We start from the raw sequence: 16078 nt of genomic DNA on the forward strand, positions 1-16078 counted from the left end.
AACGGGTAACATGTTTTAGGTAAAATATTTCCGACATAGATGAAAGTCGCTACATTGCTGCACAACCCAGGCGCCGGAGACGAAGCCCATAGTAAAGATGTCCTAATCCGATTAATAGAAACAGAAGGCTATACATGCCATTACGTACCGGTAAAAGAAAGCGGAATGGATGCTGTTCATCCTGAAAGCCAACTAATTATTATTGCGGGAGGCGATGGTACTGTTAGAAAAGTAGCCAAACAACTGCTGCTTACCGACGCTCTTGACAGGCCTGTTCCTATGGCTGTACTCCCACTTGGCACGGCCAATAACATTGCGCGGGCAATGGGATTCCATACAAATCCGGAAGAGACCATCAGAGCATGGCGTACGGCAGAAATAAAAACGGTTGATATCTGGGAGATTGATCAGCTTCCGGGAGCCCGCTTCTTCGCCGAAGGTATGGGCTTCGGAGTGTTTCCGATGCTGATTGAAGAGATGAAAAAGCATGATGAAGAATTGAGCGACGAGCCGGAAGAACGGATAAAGAAGGCTATCGAGAAAGAGCTTGAAATTGTAAGGTCGTACCAACCATTCCACTGCAAAATAGAAGCCGACGGAAGGGACTTGTCAGGAGACTATCTGCTGGTTGAACTGATGAACATCACATCCATTGGTCCCAACCTTCACCTGGCGCCCGATGCGGACGCCGCAGACCGCATGGCGGACATCGTGCTTCTTGGCGATGAGCATCGCGCAGAGCTTATCCGATATCTGGAAAACAAACTTAGAGGCATAGAGGAGCGCTTTCCTTTCCCCACGACTAAGGCCTGCCGCATCCTTTTAGACTGCGATACACAATTTGTGCACGTAGACGATGAGCTCATCAGCCTGCACGAACCGCGGGAAATAATGATTTCAAGCGAGGGACGGAAACTTCAACTCCTATATGCTAGATCCTGATGAATAACTTGCCATGGCGTTCTATTACCGGGTAACAGCGGATTCCTTCTTTTGCCGGCCCCGCCTTTACTTCTCCGCTCCGGCAGTCAAACTGCGAACCGTGCCAGGGGCATTGCACCTTACCACACATCAGCGTTCCTGCCGCAAGGGAGCCTCCTTTATGGCTGCAGCGGTCGTCAAATGCCACGTATCCTTTTTCAGTTCTTCCAAGAACAATCCGCCTGTCGCCCGCAAGGAGAAGCTTCATCTGGTCCTCCTTTAACTCGTCCATCTCTCCGGCCTCAATCAGTCCTTCAGATATCTCTGTGCGGGCTTCCTTCCACTTGCCGCCATTTGCATAACGATTATAAACACCGATATGGTTACGATGGACGAGTGTTCCGCCCATCCAGCCTGCAGTTATCAGCAGTCCTGTGCCAGCCGCTTCAATCACTACCACCCAAATGTCGCCCTGCACCCTTTCCCTGAGCAGGAAAGCGGCCAGGAATACCAGCAGGGCAGCGCTGTTCAGCAAGCCATGCGTGGCTGCGCGCTTACTGGCCGAGCTACGGGGCGGAACAGTAGACTTGTAATCGATCAGTCCTGGAATAGCGGCTATCAGTGCTGTTACCATTCCGGCAATCTCCAGATAATAGCCCACCTGCCACAGGATGGCCGCGCCTGTAAAGAAACCAAGAGTATCAAAAAAGAATGTGCCTGTCAAAAAGGCGATCGGGAACGGGACAAGAATAGGATGCAGCGGATGAGTTTGAATATGGGCCCTGCTTTTCATAGCATGATACGAGTTACTTTTCTACAAGAAACAACAATCGGGGTATGAAGTTGTAGTGCGGCAATAAATTATGCAACCATTCCGTCTTATGTTGCGTAAATACCCTTATTATTATTTATTTGCATCACGATGAATACATGGTACTCTAAGGAGGGCGCACCGCATCCGCTCGGTGTCTCCTACATCGCCGAAGAAGACGCTTATAATTTTGCTTTATATTCTAAACACGCTTCCTCCGTTGATCTCTTATTATACAAAGAAGGTGAGTACTCCGTTCCTGCAGTAACGGTACACCTTGATCCGTATAAAAACAAGTCTCAGCGTATATGGCATTGCCGCATCAAGAACGCTGAGCTTCAGGGCGCCCGTTTCTATGGCTACCGCGTGGAGGGGCCTCTTGGCAACGGACCATCCTACATGCACCAGTTTGACCCGCAGAAAGTCCTTCTCGATCCCTATGCCCGCGAGGTGATCTTCCCTCCTGAATTTAGCAGGGAGGCAGCAGAGGAATCGGGGTCTAATGCAGGGAAAGCTCCGCTGGGCATGATCTGTCCGGAAGAAGAGTTCGACTGGCAGGACGACAAACCTGTGAAGCACGCCCATGACCTGGTCGTCTACGAGATGCATGTAAAAGGCTTTACCAGGTACAACAATTCAGGAGTACCAGAAAATAAGCGAGGTACCTTTGCCGGCATCATTGAAAAAATCCCCTACCTGAAAGAGCTGGGCGTTACAGCAATCGAACTGATGCCCGTCCATCAGTTTGACCCAACAGAGAAAAACTACTGGGGATACATGCCGCTGAACTTTTTCGCACCCAACCATGCCTATACATCAGATACAACACCAGGCGGTGCGATACGGGAGTTCAAGACCATGGTGCGCGAGCTGCATAAGGCGGGGCTTGAGGTAATACTCGATGTTGTGTTTAACCACACCTCGGAGGGTGATATCGCCGGTCCGACTTATTCATTCAAGGGAATCGACAACAGTACCTATTACCTGATGGAGGATCACTTCGAAAACCCGTACGTCAATTATAGCGGAACAGGGAACACCCTTCGTACCGACCACCCCGCAGTGCAGCAACTGATCATGGACAGCTTGCGTTACTGGGTAAAAGAAATGCATGTAGACGGCTTTCGGTTTGATCTGGCATCGGTGTTCAGCCGAAAGTCAGACGGCACTATCGGCTCCTCTCCTATCTTCGACCAGATCGCCGCAGAGCCCTACCTGGCCGATGTAAGGCTGATAGCTGAACCGTGGGATGCAGGGGGCCTCTACCAGCTCGGTCGTGCTTTCCCGGGGATAAGCTGGTACCAGTGGAACGGTGGCTTTCGCGATGATATCCGTCGCTTCGTGCGGAGCGAATCAGGCTATGCAGGAAAAGCAATACAGCGGATCTATGGCAGCGACGACCTCTTTCCGGACGATCCGTTCAATGCCTATCACCCCTACCAGAGCATCAACTACCTTAACTCGCACGATGGATTTACATTGTACGATCAGGTATCATATAACAACAAACATAACTTTGCCAACGGCCAGAACAATCAGGACGGGCACGAGTATAACTACAGCTGGAACTGTGGCTGGGAAGGCGACGGAAACGTTCCCCCGTCTATCATGAAGTTAAGAAAGCGGCAGGCCCGGAACTTCATCACACTCCTGATGCTGTCTAACGGTACGCCGATGATCCTGTCGGGCGACGAGTTCCTCAACACACAGAAGGGTAATAACAACCCTTACAATCAGGATAACGAAACTACCTGGATAGACTGGAGCCGCAAGAAACTCATGGCCCAGCATTTTGAGTTTACAAAGCAGCTTATTTCTTTCAGAAAAGAACGTAAATCCATTGCGCGCAGCCGATTCTGGCGACAGGATGTAAAATGGTACGGATGCAACGGACCGATTACCTTTGATCAGGAGCTGCGCTGTTTTGCCTGGTTCCTTTCGGGAAAGCAGTTTGATGAACCAGACCTGTACATTATGGTCAACTCGCACTGGGAAAGCAAGAAATTCAAGTTTATGGAGCAGGGACCCTGGAAGAAGCTGATTGATACCGCAGCTGAAGGCGACAACGCCTTCGAAAGAACGCCGGTGCCTGTGGTCTATCCAATTTACACGCTGGAAGGACGGTCTATCGTAGTCTTTGAACGATAAGCACATGCTTAAGACCGGGCGTCTTTCAACAGAGGCCCGGTCTTTTTCTTTCCGCTTGTCCTGCAGAAGGCATGGATTGTAACGAACCGCCTTTTCTGCTAGTCTTTAGCAGAAAAAGACAGTGATGCAACGACTAATCCAGACCGTACTCATTTTCACATTAACGGTGTTTCTCTCCTGCAGGAAGGATCGAGATCAGCCTGTTCCGGTTAGCTCCACCAACGACCTTGTACGGTCAATAGACTGGGCGAATAAAGGGACCGAGCTCTACTACTATAATCCCGACAGCACAGTTAGCCGCACCGTTGCCAGCAGCCCGGGGACGGTTACCCTGACACGCGACTTTAAATATCAGGGAGGACGTCTGGTTGAAATACTAAAAAGCGGAATTTTAAAGGAAGTCTTCAACTACGACAACGCCGACCGCGTAGCGTCCATTACCGAGACGCAGACAGGCGATAACGCCTATTTCGGTACGCGGCTCGAGTTCAGATATAATGAGGAAGGCCTGGTCAGCCAGTTGGATTATATTGAATTTGACGACCTTAAAACTACTCTGAAAAGCCGATCGCAGTTTGAGTATAAAGAAGGCAACCTGTTTCGTATTACGTCTTCAAACGAAAAGCAACCCTCATTCTTAGTTACCTATACACTCGAAGACTACTCAGAAAACTGTTACTTCTCACCATGGACACGAATAGAGCCCTTTCATCTCATAGATCAGGACTATCAGATCTATAACCTTCCGGTACAGAAACAATTTACCCGCCTCCCCGGCAGGATCGTCAAAGAAATCAGGGATAATGGAGTGATACAGGAGAAGAAGACCGAAGAATTTGATTACGAGATCAGCAACCGCAGACTTAATAAAGTGAGGTACCGCTCCAACAACTTTACGATTTCGTATACCTACTAGTCGGTATACAACCGGATCTTGTTTCAACTAAAAACTATCATGATGAAGAAAGCATTTTCTTTCGCTTTTTGCGCGATGCTGTCCTACCAGGCGGCGGCTTTCTGGCAATCAGATTCTGGCAACTATAATCAGTTGCCAGAAAGAACAGACGGGCCAAAAGCTGCAGACACTACTTCCGTAGTAGCGGCAAAAGGTTCAAAACTCTCCATTCGGCAACTGACTCTGTACGCATTGACAAAAGCAAAAAGGAGATCCTGCTATACGGCGATGCCCCAGTGACTGCGGGCGGGTGCGAAGTCCGGGCAAACGTCATCAAAATCAAGCAGGAAGACTACCGCCGGTCAAACCCACGAGCGCGTAGACCCTTCTTACTTAAATAGTAAGGGAGCAAACTCGCTCAGGTAAATTCTCCAGTTCCGCCAGATATGGCCGCCCTCAGATTCGTAGTAGACGTACTTATAGTTCCTCGCGTCCAGCATCTTTCTGTAGTCGGTATTGGCCTGGTATAAGAAATCCGTTTTTCCTATTCCTATCCAGTACAGCTTCGGCTTCTTCTCAAACTGAACCTTCAGCTTTTCTTCCATATTGCTGTAAACAGGAGATTTCACATCTTTGCCCGGCATGATGGCGGCGGAGAAGAGCCCTACGTAGTCGAACATGTCGGGATATTGCTTGGAAATATGCAGGGAATGAAAGCCTCCCATTGAAAGCCCTGCGATGGCCCTGCCCTGCTTGCTTTTAACAGTGCGATAACTATTATCAATGAAGTTCACCACATCCGGAAAACTCTGTTCCATCGAGCCCTCCATGGTCTTGGGGAGTTGAAACGTAGGCTTATAGAAGTTCAAGGAAGATTCGCCTGGTGCGGCTTCCTGAACGGCGTTCCCATTGGTCATGACCACGATCATCGGCGATGCCTTTCCTTGCGCAATCAAATTATCCATGATCTGCGCCGTCCGGCCTAGAGCAATCCATGCCTCCTCATCCCCTCCCATGCCGTGAAGAAGGTAAAATACCGGGTATCGCTTGTTTCCCGACTCATAGCCCGGTGGCGTGTATACCGTGAGGCGCCGTTCCATTTTCAAGGTTGGACTGCTGTACCAGCGCCTCGCTACGGTGCCGTGGGGAACCTTATTTGTTTTATATAGGTCGCCTCTGCCGCCACCGATCATGAACACGTTCTGTACGGTGGCCACGTCTCTGATCATGTACACATTATTGGGGTCCGTCGTTTTTACTCCGTCCACAATCAGGGAGTAGCTGTATAGTTCTGGACTAAGGGGCGCCGCAGTCTTGTATTCCCACACGCCATTTGATCCTTTCAGAAGATCAGCAACACCGGGGCCTTCTGTCTTGCCTACCTGAGTATCGATCTCTCTGGGAGGTAAGAAGTCGCCCGTAACCTGGATCTTCTGAGCTTCGGGAGCATAAACCCGAAAGGTAACGCTGTTATCTGAGTGAATCTCAGGAGAAACAATGTCTTGTCCTCCCCACAAAGCCTGCTGGGCAAAGAGAGGCACCATACCAGGTATTAAAAGACAAATACAGAATAAAATACTCTTTATAAATTTCATTATTGGTTATAATTATGGTCTCACCAAAGTTAAACTTTTAATCCGCTAATTCCACATCAGGTCTCTCCCTCATACTCGTCTATCCAGGAAAAGTGCTCCTCTATGATCTCGGCTTTATGCAACCTGATAAAGTCGAGGTAAGCAGAAGACAAAAAGGAAAACCGCTTCCCCTTCAGCCAGATAAGCCGCCAGCTTGAGCGTATCGGAAACTGCCGCAGGGGGATTATTTTAAGATCTCCATCCATGATCTCGTTCCTTATTCCGATCAGGGGCATTACTGAGTAGCCGAGCCCTGCAATAACAGCCTGCTTTACGGCTTCATTAGAAGTCAGCTCTAGTCTCTTTTTCAGGGTGATATCATTCCTCTCGAGAAACTGCTCCATTGTCTGCCTCGTTGCCGATCCCTCCTCCCGGAAAATCATAGGCAATTGCTCCAGGAGCGCCTCTCCCTTCTCCTTAAATTCCAGAGAAGCCGCAGCATTGCCCACCAGGAACAAACGATTCTCAATCAGCAACTCTTCTTCAACTTTAGGCCGGTCGGGAAGAATAGACACTAAACCAAAATCAGCCTGATTATTCTCCAGAGAATTGATCACTGTGGCGCGGTTCGTTACATCCATTTTAAGTTCTACTGCCGGATTATTCTTAATGAATGCCGACAGGAAATAGGGCATCACATACTTTCCGGTAGAGGCAACAGCGATCTTTAACCTGCCGTACAAGTGGCCCCTGTAGGCGCTTGTACGGTGGTCGATCTCTTCTACCTGCAGTAAAATCTGAGCAGCAAGCTCGCCGATCTCTCTGCCGAAGTCCGTAATATGCAACTTCCTGCCTATAACCTCCGTAAGAGGAATATCGAATTGATCCTGAAAATTCTTTAGCTGAATAGAGACTCCTGGTTGTGTCAAAAACAATTCTTCGGCGGCCTTCGTTATGCTTTCCGTCCGTACAATTGCTGAAAATACGCGGAGCTGCTGCAATGTATATTTCATAAAAGATACTTATGATTTCCATAATAAACATAAATAAAAATATATAAAAAGGAAGCAATAATTTTACTCTATCAAATCAATAGATTTCAATGGCAGATACACCTATTTCAATACGATCGGCGGCAAGAAAGCTCCTTCAGCTCATCAACCTTGAGCGACAGGAAGTTAGCAAGATATATCTCTTTGCTGGCCTTGCAGGCTTTATCCAGCTATCGCTTCCGCTCGGTATCCAGGCAATTGTCAGTATACTTTTTGGCGGAGTTGTATCAGCTTCTCTTGTGGTGCTGATCTCCTTTGTGGTGATTGGCGTACTTCTGGCCGGCGTATTCCAACTGATGCAGATGCGTGTAACGGAAAGTATCCAGCAGCGCATTTTTGCGCGGCTCACTTTTGCCTATGCATACCATATCCCAAAGATTGACCTGCTAAGCGTCAGTAACTACTACCTGCCCGAACTGGTTAACCGCTTTTTTGACACAGCAAGCTTGCAGAAAGGGCTCTCCAAGCTGTTACTTGACCTGCCAGCGGCAACCATCCAGATCGTTTTCGGGCTTATCTTACTCAGCTTTTATCATCCCATTTTCATAGCTTTCGGACTTGTACTCATTGCCATTGTCTTCTCTATATTTTACTTCAGCAGCACGCGCGGCCTGAAGACCAGTCTGGAAGAAAGCGATTTCAAATATCATGTTGCCCATTGGCTTGAAGAAATGTCAAGAACCATCAAGACATTTAAGTTCTCTGGCAGTGACTTACATCTCCAGAAGACCGACAAGCTTACATCGGGCTATCTGGATGCGCGTACAGCTCACTTTAACGTGTTATTACTGCAGTACCGCGTTCTTATTGCGTTCAAAGTGCTTATTACTGCCTCTATGCTGATATTAGGAGCGATCCTTCTCATCAGGCAACAGATTAATCTCGGTCAGTTTGTTGCTGCAGAGATTATTATTATTGCCATTCTTAACTCGGTTGAAAAACTGATCCTCAATCTCGAAACGCTGTACGACGTACTGACTTCTATTGAAAAACTCGACAAAGTATTACAGAAACCACACGAACAGGAAGCTCAGCCACAGGCCGATATCAGCAGCATCCTGCAAAGACCGATCGGACTTAAGATTGATGGTCTCAAGTTCGCTTATACCAATAACGAGACTCTGTTCGACCACCTGTCCTTCTCCGTTTCTCCGGGCGAAAAAGTTTGCATCAAAGGCAGGGAGGGTTCAGGCAAAACCACACTGCTCAGGATACTTTCGGGCTTATATCCGCACTTCGGAGGCCGCATTCTGGTCAACGAGGTTCCCATTCAAAGCATTCCGGTTCAGGAGTGGAGAAAAAAGTCGCCGTATTCTTTGCCCAGGAGGAGCTTTTCGGCGGCACTCTCATCGAGAACCTTACCCTGGGTAATAAGAGCGCTACTTTAGAAGAAATAGTAAAAATATGCCAGCTTGTTGGCTTAAGCGAATTTGTGAATGGCCATAAAGATGGGTACAATCTGCAGGTGGGGCCTGTGGGCCAGCAGCTGCCTAACAGCATTGTATCAAAAATCCTGCTGGCCCGATGCTTCCTGAGCAAACCTGCTCTCCTCATCCTCGAGAACGGATGGCAGGGCGTGGAAGCAAAACACCGGAAAGACATAATTGACTATCTGGTCGAAAATAAAAGTTTCAGCTTATTGGTAGTATCGGAGCTCGACGAGCTATGCTCACGCTGCGACAAGACTGTCTCACTTAACTAATAGTAGTACGGCATGATTCTGGATAAAAATATGGAAAGCGAGCGGCTCATGCAATACGAGTCGTTCCGCAAAGTAATACGGACTAACAACAATCCGAACAACAAAAGGTGGCTGAAGGCCGCGATACTGGTCTTGTTGCTGTCACTGTTCTTACCCTGGACACAGACGATCAAATCGAGGGGAGAAATCAGCTCTACAGATCCGCAGGAACGTCCGCAGGAAGTGAACACCATTATACCAGGGCGTATCCTGAAATGGTATGTAAGGGATGGCGCCATGGTGAAGGCTGGCGACACGCTGCTTCAACTGGCCGAGGTAAAAGACGACTACCTCGATCCTCAGCTTGCCGAGCGCACGGCCGAGCAGCTAAAATCAAAGAACGACGCCACAGAATATTATAAAGGCAAGGCAAACGCTACTAATGACCAGCTTGCCGCATTACAACAAGGTCTTGTTTTGAAGACTGAGCAGCTTAAGAATAAGTTGAAACAATACTCGCTGCAAGTTCGCTCAGACAGCATGGCGATGTTGGCAGCCAACAGCCAGCTAAAAATATCGGAGTTACAGTTAAAACGCCAAAAAGAACTCTACGACGCAGGACTGAAATCACTGACAGAATACGAACAGAGGCAGCAGTACTATCAGGACGCGCTGGCTAAAAAAATAAGCAGCGAAAACAAGTATTACAGCAGCCGGAATGAACTGTTCAATATCCAGCTTGAACTATCGGCGGTGCGGCAGGACTATGCCGAAAAGCTGTCGAAAACATCCGGGGAGAAGTTCGCCGCACTTTCTCAAGCTGCTACAGGCGAAGCAGAAGTTTCAAAACTTCAGAACCAGCTCCACAATTACAGAACGAGAAACGGCTTCCATTATATCATTGCACCACAAAGCGGACAGATCATCCAGACACTGAAGGCAGGAATTGGAGAAATTGTTAAAGATGGAGAAACGCTGCTGAGTATCGTTCCCCGGCAGTTCGAACACGCCATTGAAATGTTTGTTACGCCAAATGACCTGCCCCTGCTATCACAGGGACAGTCCGTCCGAATCCAGTTCGATGGGTTTCCGGCCATTGTTTTTTCCGGGTGGCCAAGCGCCTCTTACGGTGTGTTTAGTGGTGAGATCGTCGCTATTGACAACAAAATAAGTGCGAGCGGCAAATTCAGAGTATGGGTAAAACCGATTAAAGGAGAAAAACCATGGCCCGCACAATTAAAATTTGGAACCGGATGCCAGAGCATCGCGCTCCTTAAGAATGTGCCTGTCTGGTATGAACTATGGCGACAGTTAAATGGGTTCCCTCCCGATTTCTATAAGCCGGAAACAAGTGAGAACGCAGGATTGAAAAAGAAGTCATGAGAAGAAATTGTCTTTTAGCAGGATTGCTCTTACTCGTTGTGTGCATCGCCAGAGGGCAGGAGCAAAAACTCTCGCTGGACGAATACCTCGGACTGATCCGCGAGTTCCATCCACTGGCGAGGCAGGCAGGGCTGAACACAGAACGTGCAATGTTGGTACGCCGGCAGGCAATTGGTGGTTTTGATCCAAAGCTGGAAGTTGAGGCCGAGCGGAAGACCTTTACCGGTAAAGAATATTACAATTACCTCGTTCCGCAGGTGAAAATTCCCGTATGGTACGGCATTGATCTGAAAGCAAGCTACACCAGCTATAAAGGAGAATATGTAAATCCCGAAAACAAAGTCCCTGCTGATGGCCTTGCATCAATAGGGTTAAAAGTACCTTTAGGAAAAGGGCTTTTCCTGGATGAGAGGCGGGCTGCACTGAAGCAGGCAAGCGTGTTCCAGGCTCAGGCTAAAGTAGAACAGCAGCAGGCCCTTAACAACCTTTTCCTCTCGGCCGTTCAAGTCTACCTGGAGTGGACCAACGCCTGGCTTAACACCCAAGTCTATCAGGATGCAGTGGCCCTCTCAAGGCTCCGTGCTGAAGGTACGCGCTCACTTTTTCAGAATGGCGACAAACCTGCCATTGATACAATTGAAGCCTCCGTGGTGCTGCAGAGCCGGGAACAGAGACTGCAGGAATACCAGATGCTCCTCACCAATAAGAAGAACGAGCTTGCTTCTTTTCTTTGGCTAGAAGACCTCTCTCCGGTAGACCCTGCCAAACTCAGTGCATTTCCTGATACTACACTGATACAGGCTGCCGCTCCCGACAGCTTGCTTCGCAAAAATCACAATGACGCAGTACTGAGCAACCTGGATGTGCAGAGTTCTGAGCTGAAAATTGACCAGCTCGATATCGAAAGAAGACTAAAACTGGAGGAAGTAAAGCCCGACATCAGCGTTGATGTTGCACTACTGAATGCAGGGAAAAATCCGATGCGCAATATTGATTCCGACTACTGGCGGCAAAATCAAAAGATCGGACTGAACGTGTCGCTACCCCTCACCTTCACAAAGCAAAGGGCTTCGTATAGCCTGAGCAAGCTAAAAATAAGAGAAGCAGAGTACTCCCTGTCTGAGAAAAAAAACACGGTGGCCTTAAAATGGAACAATTACCTCAACGAGTATAGTACGATTAATGAGTTATTAAAGCTGAACAAAAGAATACAACAGAACAACAAGCTCCTTTTACAGGGTGAGGAGCTCAAATTCAGACTGGGCGACAGTTCCATGTTTATGATTAACAGCCGTGAACAAAAAGTACTTGAAACGCAGGAAAAGCTGTACGATCTCTATACGAAAAGGTCGAAAATCATCCAGACCCTGAGGTGGCTCACGAATGATCTTTAGTACGGTTTATAAAGGAATTTCCAGCAAAGCCGGGACGATTGCTCTCAGCACTCCGTTTCTACCACAGACGCCGCACGAAATCCACGACGGAGGTAAACCTCGTTATTTCTGCTTGCTCACCACCACAAAAGCAGCACACTACCGAGACATTTGTGGATGAGGCTGGCGAGAGTACTGCTTCTTTTGCATTTAGATAAAACTTATAATCCTATTGTGCATCCTTATAAACATCTTGGTGCAACCTATCAGCCGCAGCTCCCGTAAACAACAGCACTAAGGCCCCTGGAGCAAAATCAGGCAAGAGACTTAAATGAGTAAACATCTCGACATGAAAAACGAGGCAGCAAGGCTTCAAGCATTGCAGGCTTACCAAATACTGGACAGCCTGCCGGCACGCGAATTCGACCGACTCACGCAGTTAGCTGCTGTGATATGCGACACTCCCATCTCGTTGGTCTCACTCGTAGATAAAGAGCGAGATTGGTTTAAGTCTAAAGTGGGGATAGACGTCTGTGAAATCAGCAGGGATTTAGCCTTCTGCCATTATACAGTCCAGGAGTTTCAACCGCTTGAAGTGGAGGATGCAACCAAAGACCCTCGCTTTAGAAACAATCCGTTAGTAACGGGGGAACCGCATTTACGCTACTATTTCGGAATTCCGCTAACTGACCCTGATGGTCATAACTTAGGCACTTTATGTGTGATCGACTATCGTTCCAGACACCTCAGCGAATCTCAAAAAGAATGTGTCACAATGCTCGCACAGGCTGCCATAGATTTGATTGTAGAACAAAGAAGCAAAGAAGAACTAAGGCATTTCCAAACCCTGTTTCATCTTTCACAGAACATCATTTGCTTGCTGGACTCTCAGGGAGTACTTAGGAAAGTTAATCCAGCTTTTGGAGATATGCTGGGATGGGGTGCGGACGCGCTCGCTGACAAGACAATATACGATCTTATTCACCCGCTTGACAGAACTGTAATGAAACGGGTGCTTGAAAGAGTACATGACGGTAATTCCTCAGAATTTGCGACACGAGTACGGTGCAATGATGGCAGCCAGAAGACCATCCAATGGGCGACAACCGGCGAGCGGCAGACCGGCTTCTTATTCGCCATAGGGCGTGATATTACCAAAGAGCAGGAGAAAGACGCTCTGCTGCGCATTTCAGAAAACCGCTTCCGGTCTTTCTTTGAAAACTCCCAGGGTCTGATGTGTACACACGATCTTACCGGTACTGTATTAAGCGTTAATGTGGCTGGTGCACGAATACTCGGGTATCTGCCAAGCGAGCTGATTGGGCGGAATCTTGCTGAGATTATACATCCGGCCTATCTCGATAATTTAAAAGAATACCAGCGCTTAATCCTAGAAAGAGGTCAGGCATCCGGGCTAATGCACACTAGAAAAACAGACGGCTCCGTCCTTATTTGGTTATACAATAACGTGCTGGAGGTAGATGCAGAAGGCAATACCTACGTTATTGGCAATGCGGTCGACATCACAGAGAGGCATTATCTTGAAAACGATCTGAAACGTACTAAAGTACAGCTCGAGGAAACCAATGAGGTGGCACGTATTGGAACCTGGGAACTCGACCTGCAGAGTAATGATTTGTACTGGTCACCGGTAACTAAAGCTATTCACGGCGTCGCCCCGGATTACCGCCCGGATTATGAACAGGCACTGGAATTTTACCAGGGTCAGCATCGGGAAGATATCCTCCAGACCATACAGAACGCCATTGACACCGGTAACCCTTATGACGTCGAACTCCAGATTGTCGACACATCAGGTAAGTCGCTATGGGTCAGAACTATTGGAAAACCTGAATTCGAAAATGGCGTTTGCACTCGTCTTTACGGCACCTTTCAGGATATTAATAAAAAAAGGAAAGCGAGCTTCTCCTTGTCAACGAAAAGCTTCGGCTTGCGGCTTTCGTCGAGCATTCTCCGGCAGCCGTCGCTATGCTCGATACCGAACTGAGGTACGTAGTAGTCAGTAAGCGCTGGCGAGAGGACTATCACATTTCCGATGTTATCGGCAGGTCACAATATGAGGTATTTCCTAGCCTGTCAGAAAAGTGGCGGGCACTTTCGAACGCTGCCCTTCATGGTCAAAGCGCCAGAGGTAACGAAGACAAATGGCAGCCTGACGGATTGGACCACGATCTTTACCTTCGCTGGGAGATCCTTCCCTGGTACCAGTATGATGGCAGCATCGGAGGGGTGATGGTGTTCACAGAAGATGTTACGGCAAGCTGTGTTCAACGTGAAGAACTTAAAAGGGCAAAGATTCATGCTGAGCAGGCAAGCGTGGCCAAGTCAGAATTTTTAGCAAATATGAGCCATGAAATCCGTACCCCCTTGAACGGTGTCATCGGCTTTACAGATCTCGTCCTCAAGACCGACTTAAGCGGAACTCAACAGCAATACCTTTCCATCGTAAACCAGTCTGCTAACCAACTCCTTAGCATCATCAATGACATCCTCGATTTTTCCAAAATCGAAGCTGGCAAACTGGAACTAGATATCGAACAAGCAAACATCTTCGACATCAGCAGTCAGGCCGCCGACATAGTAACCTATCAGGTGCAGAAGAAAGGACTGGAAATGCTTTTGAATATCCCTGCAAATCTTCCAACCTTTATATGGACCGACTCGGTACGTCTCAAGCAAATCCTGGTTAACCTACTCGGGAACGCTGTGAAGTTCACAGAAAAGGGAGAAATCGAGTTAAAAATCGCTGCTCTGAGCGACGTAGATCAGCCTTATGTTGATTTTCGGTTTGAGGTAAGGGACACGGGGATCGGGATCAAAGAAGAGAAACAGGAAAAAATTTTCGAGGCGTTTTCCCAGGAAGACGCTTCCACTACCAAACGTTATGGCGGGACTGGGCTCGGACTCACAATATCGAACAAACTCCTCGGCATGATGGGCAGTAAGCTTCAGCTTCGCAGTAAACCAGGCAAGGGCAGCTGCTTCTTCTTTGACGTACGCTTAAAAGCAGAAAAAGGAGAACCTGTTTCGGAAAAGAGCTTAAACCACATTAAGAGAGTCTTAATTGTGGACGACAATCAGAATAACCGCGAAATACTGCGCCAGCTCTTGCGCCTTCACAACATCGATTCGCACGAAGCCACTAATGGATTTGAAGCACTGCAACTGATCGCTAAGCAAAACCAATATGATGCTATACTGATGGACTACCAAATGCCGTTCATGGACGGTATTGAAACTGTTCGAAAAATCAGGGATAACTTCAAAGGAGCACCGGCGGATCTGCCGGTCATATTACAGCACAGCTCTTCTGACGACGATTATCTGCTACAAGCTTGTAGAGAGCTCAACATCACGAGACGAATTGTTAAGCCTATCAAAAAGCAGGAACTATATGATGCGTTGTACCGGCTATCCGCTCCCTTGACTGAAAATACAGAAAAGCGTTCTCCATTAAGCAGTGCGCTAGACAATCGCGATATAAGTATTCTAGTAGTTGAAGACAATCAGGTTAACAAGCTACTAGCTAAAACCATTCTGCAAAGAATTGCGCCGAATGCTACTATTTTCGAGGCTAGCAACGGAGCTGAGGCCGTGGAACTACATGAGAAAGTAGACCTCATTCTGATGGACATTCAGATGCCATTGATGAACGGTTATGAAGCTACCCAAAGAATACGCGTTGCAGAAACAACCAGGAGAGTGCCGATCATTGCGCTTACTGCCGGCAACGTGAAGGGTGAGAAAGAAAAATGTCTTGCTGCAGGCATGGACGACTTTGTTGCCAAACCATTTGTAGAGGACAATATTCGGCAGGTATTCTCCGTGTGGCTACCGGCCTCGTCCCCTGGCACCAATCCTGTCCACGAAAATGACTCGCAAGACTCACACTTTGATATTGGTACCGTAGAGCGCATGGTCGATGGGGACAATGATTTAACAAGAGAACTTTTAGGTCTGGCCCGCACAGAACTTCAAAACTCTGCCCTGCAACTAGCAAGCGTAGCAGACGTCGAATCCCTGGCAAGAATAGGACATAAGCTATACGGCACTGCAATAAGTGCCGGCATGCCAGTCCTGGCAAGCTTGTCCTCCCAGCTTGAAACAACGAAAGAAACACGGGAAAGGAGCCAGTGTCTTGTAGAGAAAATCGACCTGGAAATAAGTAGAATAATATTGTTAATAGATCAGCATTTGCATTAGGTTCGGTTTGCTGATC

The 16078-nt window shown here is 47.9% G+C and carries 13 protein-coding genes; 10 read left to right on the forward strand and 3 right to left on the reverse strand.

Annotated elements, in window-relative coordinates; all coding sequences use genetic code 11:
- Positions 1–39: 39 nt before the first annotated feature.
- Positions 40–942, forward strand: coding sequence for a diacylglycerol kinase family protein (locus ACES2C_RS17640; RefSeq protein WP_374164379.1), 903 nt, complete (start codon positions 40–42; stop codon positions 940–942).
- Here ACES2C_RS17640 and ACES2C_RS17645 read toward each other — a convergent pair.
- Positions 932–1714: a DUF2231 domain-containing protein gene (locus ACES2C_RS17645; RefSeq protein ID WP_374164380.1), complete on the reverse strand. Its 783-nt coding sequence runs from the start codon at positions 1712–1714 to the stop codon at positions 932–934. The genes ACES2C_RS17640 and ACES2C_RS17645 overlap by 11 nt on opposite strands.
- A gap of 129 nt (positions 1715–1843) precedes the next feature.
- Between ACES2C_RS17645 and glgX the strand changes: the two genes are divergently transcribed.
- The 3 genes from glgX (at position 1844) to ACES2C_RS17660 (ending at position 5075) form a co-directional block, all read left to right on the forward strand.
- Positions 1844–3880 carry a glycogen debranching protein GlgX gene (gene glgX, locus ACES2C_RS17650; protein ID WP_374164381.1) on the forward strand — a complete coding sequence of 679 codons (2037 nt, stop codon included), beginning with the start codon at positions 1844–1846 and terminating at the stop codon, positions 3878–3880.
- Between the two features lie 124 nt (positions 3881–4004).
- The gene (locus tag ACES2C_RS17655; RefSeq protein WP_374164382.1) at positions 4005–4796 is read left to right on the forward strand and encodes a hypothetical protein; all 792 of its coding nucleotides are present in this window, start codon (positions 4005–4007) and stop codon (positions 4794–4796) included.
- Between the two features lie 39 nt (positions 4797–4835).
- The gene (locus ACES2C_RS17660) at positions 4836–5075 is read left to right on the forward strand and encodes a hypothetical protein (RefSeq protein ID WP_374164383.1); all 240 of its coding nucleotides are present in this window, start codon (positions 4836–4838) and stop codon (positions 5073–5075) included.
- An 89-nt stretch (positions 5076–5164) separates the two neighbouring features.
- Here ACES2C_RS17660 and ACES2C_RS17665 read toward each other — a convergent pair whose 3' ends face one another.
- On the reverse strand, positions 5165–6319 hold the full coding sequence (locus ACES2C_RS17665) for an esterase (RefSeq protein WP_374164384.1): 1155 nt from the start codon (positions 6317–6319) through the stop codon (positions 5165–5167).
- Positions 6320–6426: 107 nt separating this feature from the next.
- On the reverse strand, positions 6427–7362 hold the full coding sequence (locus ACES2C_RS17670) for a LysR substrate-binding domain-containing protein (RefSeq protein WP_374164385.1): 936 nt from the start codon (positions 7360–7362) through the stop codon (positions 6427–6429).
- A gap of 89 nt (positions 7363–7451) precedes the next feature.
- Between ACES2C_RS17670 and ACES2C_RS17675 the strand changes: the two genes are divergently transcribed.
- The 6 genes from ACES2C_RS17675 to ACES2C_RS17700 all read left to right on the forward strand — a co-directional run bounded on the left by ACES2C_RS17675 (position 7452) and on the right by ACES2C_RS17700 (position 16062).
- The gene (locus ACES2C_RS17675; RefSeq protein WP_374164386.1) at positions 7452–8789 is read left to right on the forward strand and encodes an ATP-binding cassette domain-containing protein; all 1338 of its coding nucleotides are present in this window, start codon (positions 7452–7454) and stop codon (positions 8787–8789) included.
- Between the two features lie 44 nt (positions 8790–8833).
- Entirely contained in the window at positions 8834–9103 is a 270-nt protein-coding gene (locus ACES2C_RS17680) for a hypothetical protein (RefSeq protein ID WP_374164387.1), read from the forward strand.
- Between the two features lie 12 nt (positions 9104–9115).
- On the forward strand, positions 9116–10465 hold the full coding sequence (locus ACES2C_RS17685) for an HlyD family secretion protein (RefSeq protein ID WP_374164388.1): 1350 nt from the start codon (positions 9116–9118) through the stop codon (positions 10463–10465).
- On the forward strand, positions 10462–11859 hold the full coding sequence (locus ACES2C_RS17690) for a TolC family protein (RefSeq protein WP_374164389.1): 1398 nt from the start codon (positions 10462–10464) through the stop codon (positions 11857–11859). Before ACES2C_RS17685 ends, ACES2C_RS17690 begins: the two co-directional genes overlap by 4 nt.
- Positions 11860–12187: 328 nt before the next feature.
- Positions 12188–13846 carry a PAS domain S-box protein gene (locus ACES2C_RS17695; RefSeq protein ID WP_374164390.1) on the forward strand — a complete coding sequence of 553 codons (1659 nt, stop codon included), beginning with the start codon at positions 12188–12190 and terminating at the stop codon, positions 13844–13846.
- Positions 13828–16062 (forward strand): response regulator, encoded by a 2235-nt coding sequence (locus ACES2C_RS17700; protein WP_374164391.1) that lies wholly within the window; start codon positions 13828–13830, stop codon positions 16060–16062. The genes ACES2C_RS17695 and ACES2C_RS17700 overlap by 19 nt, the downstream gene beginning before the upstream one ends.
- Positions 16063–16078 lie beyond the last annotated feature (16 nt).

Source organism: Arcticibacter sp. MXS-1 (genome assembly GCF_041902385.1).
GTDB lineage: Bacteria > Bacteroidota > Bacteroidia > Sphingobacteriales > Sphingobacteriaceae > Arcticibacter.

Coding starts and splice junctions, on each gene's coding strand:
- ACES2C_RS17690 (WP_374164389.1), top strand. CDS start 10,462: ATGAGAAGAAATTGTCTTTTAGCAGGATTGCTCTTACTCGTTGTGTGC.
- ACES2C_RS17675 (WP_374164386.1), top strand. CDS start 7,452: ATGGCAGATACACCTATTTCAATACGATCGGCGGCAAGAAAGCTCCTT.
- ACES2C_RS17695 (WP_374164390.1), top strand. CDS start 12,188: ATGAAAAACGAGGCAGCAAGGCTTCAAGCATTGCAGGCTTACCAAATA.
- ACES2C_RS17665 (WP_374164384.1), bottom strand. CDS start 6,319: ATGGTGCCTCTCTTTGCCCAGCAGGCTTTGTGGGGAGGACAAGACATT.
- ACES2C_RS17655 (WP_374164382.1), top strand. CDS start 4,005: ATGCAACGACTAATCCAGACCGTACTCATTTTCACATTAACGGTGTTT.
- ACES2C_RS17640 (WP_374164379.1), top strand. CDS start 40: ATGAAAGTCGCTACATTGCTGCACAACCCAGGCGCCGGAGACGAAGCC.
- glgX (WP_374164381.1), top strand. CDS start 1,844: ATGAATACATGGTACTCTAAGGAGGGCGCACCGCATCCGCTCGGTGTC.
- ACES2C_RS17685 (WP_374164388.1), top strand. CDS start 9,116: ATGATTCTGGATAAAAATATGGAAAGCGAGCGGCTCATGCAATACGAG.
- ACES2C_RS17660 (WP_374164383.1), top strand. CDS start 4,836: ATGATGAAGAAAGCATTTTCTTTCGCTTTTTGCGCGATGCTGTCCTAC.
- ACES2C_RS17700 (WP_374164391.1), top strand. CDS start 13,828: ATGCTCGATACCGAACTGAGGTACGTAGTAGTCAGTAAGCGCTGGCGA.
- ACES2C_RS17645 (WP_374164380.1), bottom strand. CDS start 1,714: ATGAAAAGCAGGGCCCATATTCAAACTCATCCGCTGCATCCTATTCTT.
- ACES2C_RS17670 (WP_374164385.1), bottom strand. CDS start 7,362: ATGAAATATACATTGCAGCAGCTCCGCGTATTTTCAGCAATTGTACGG.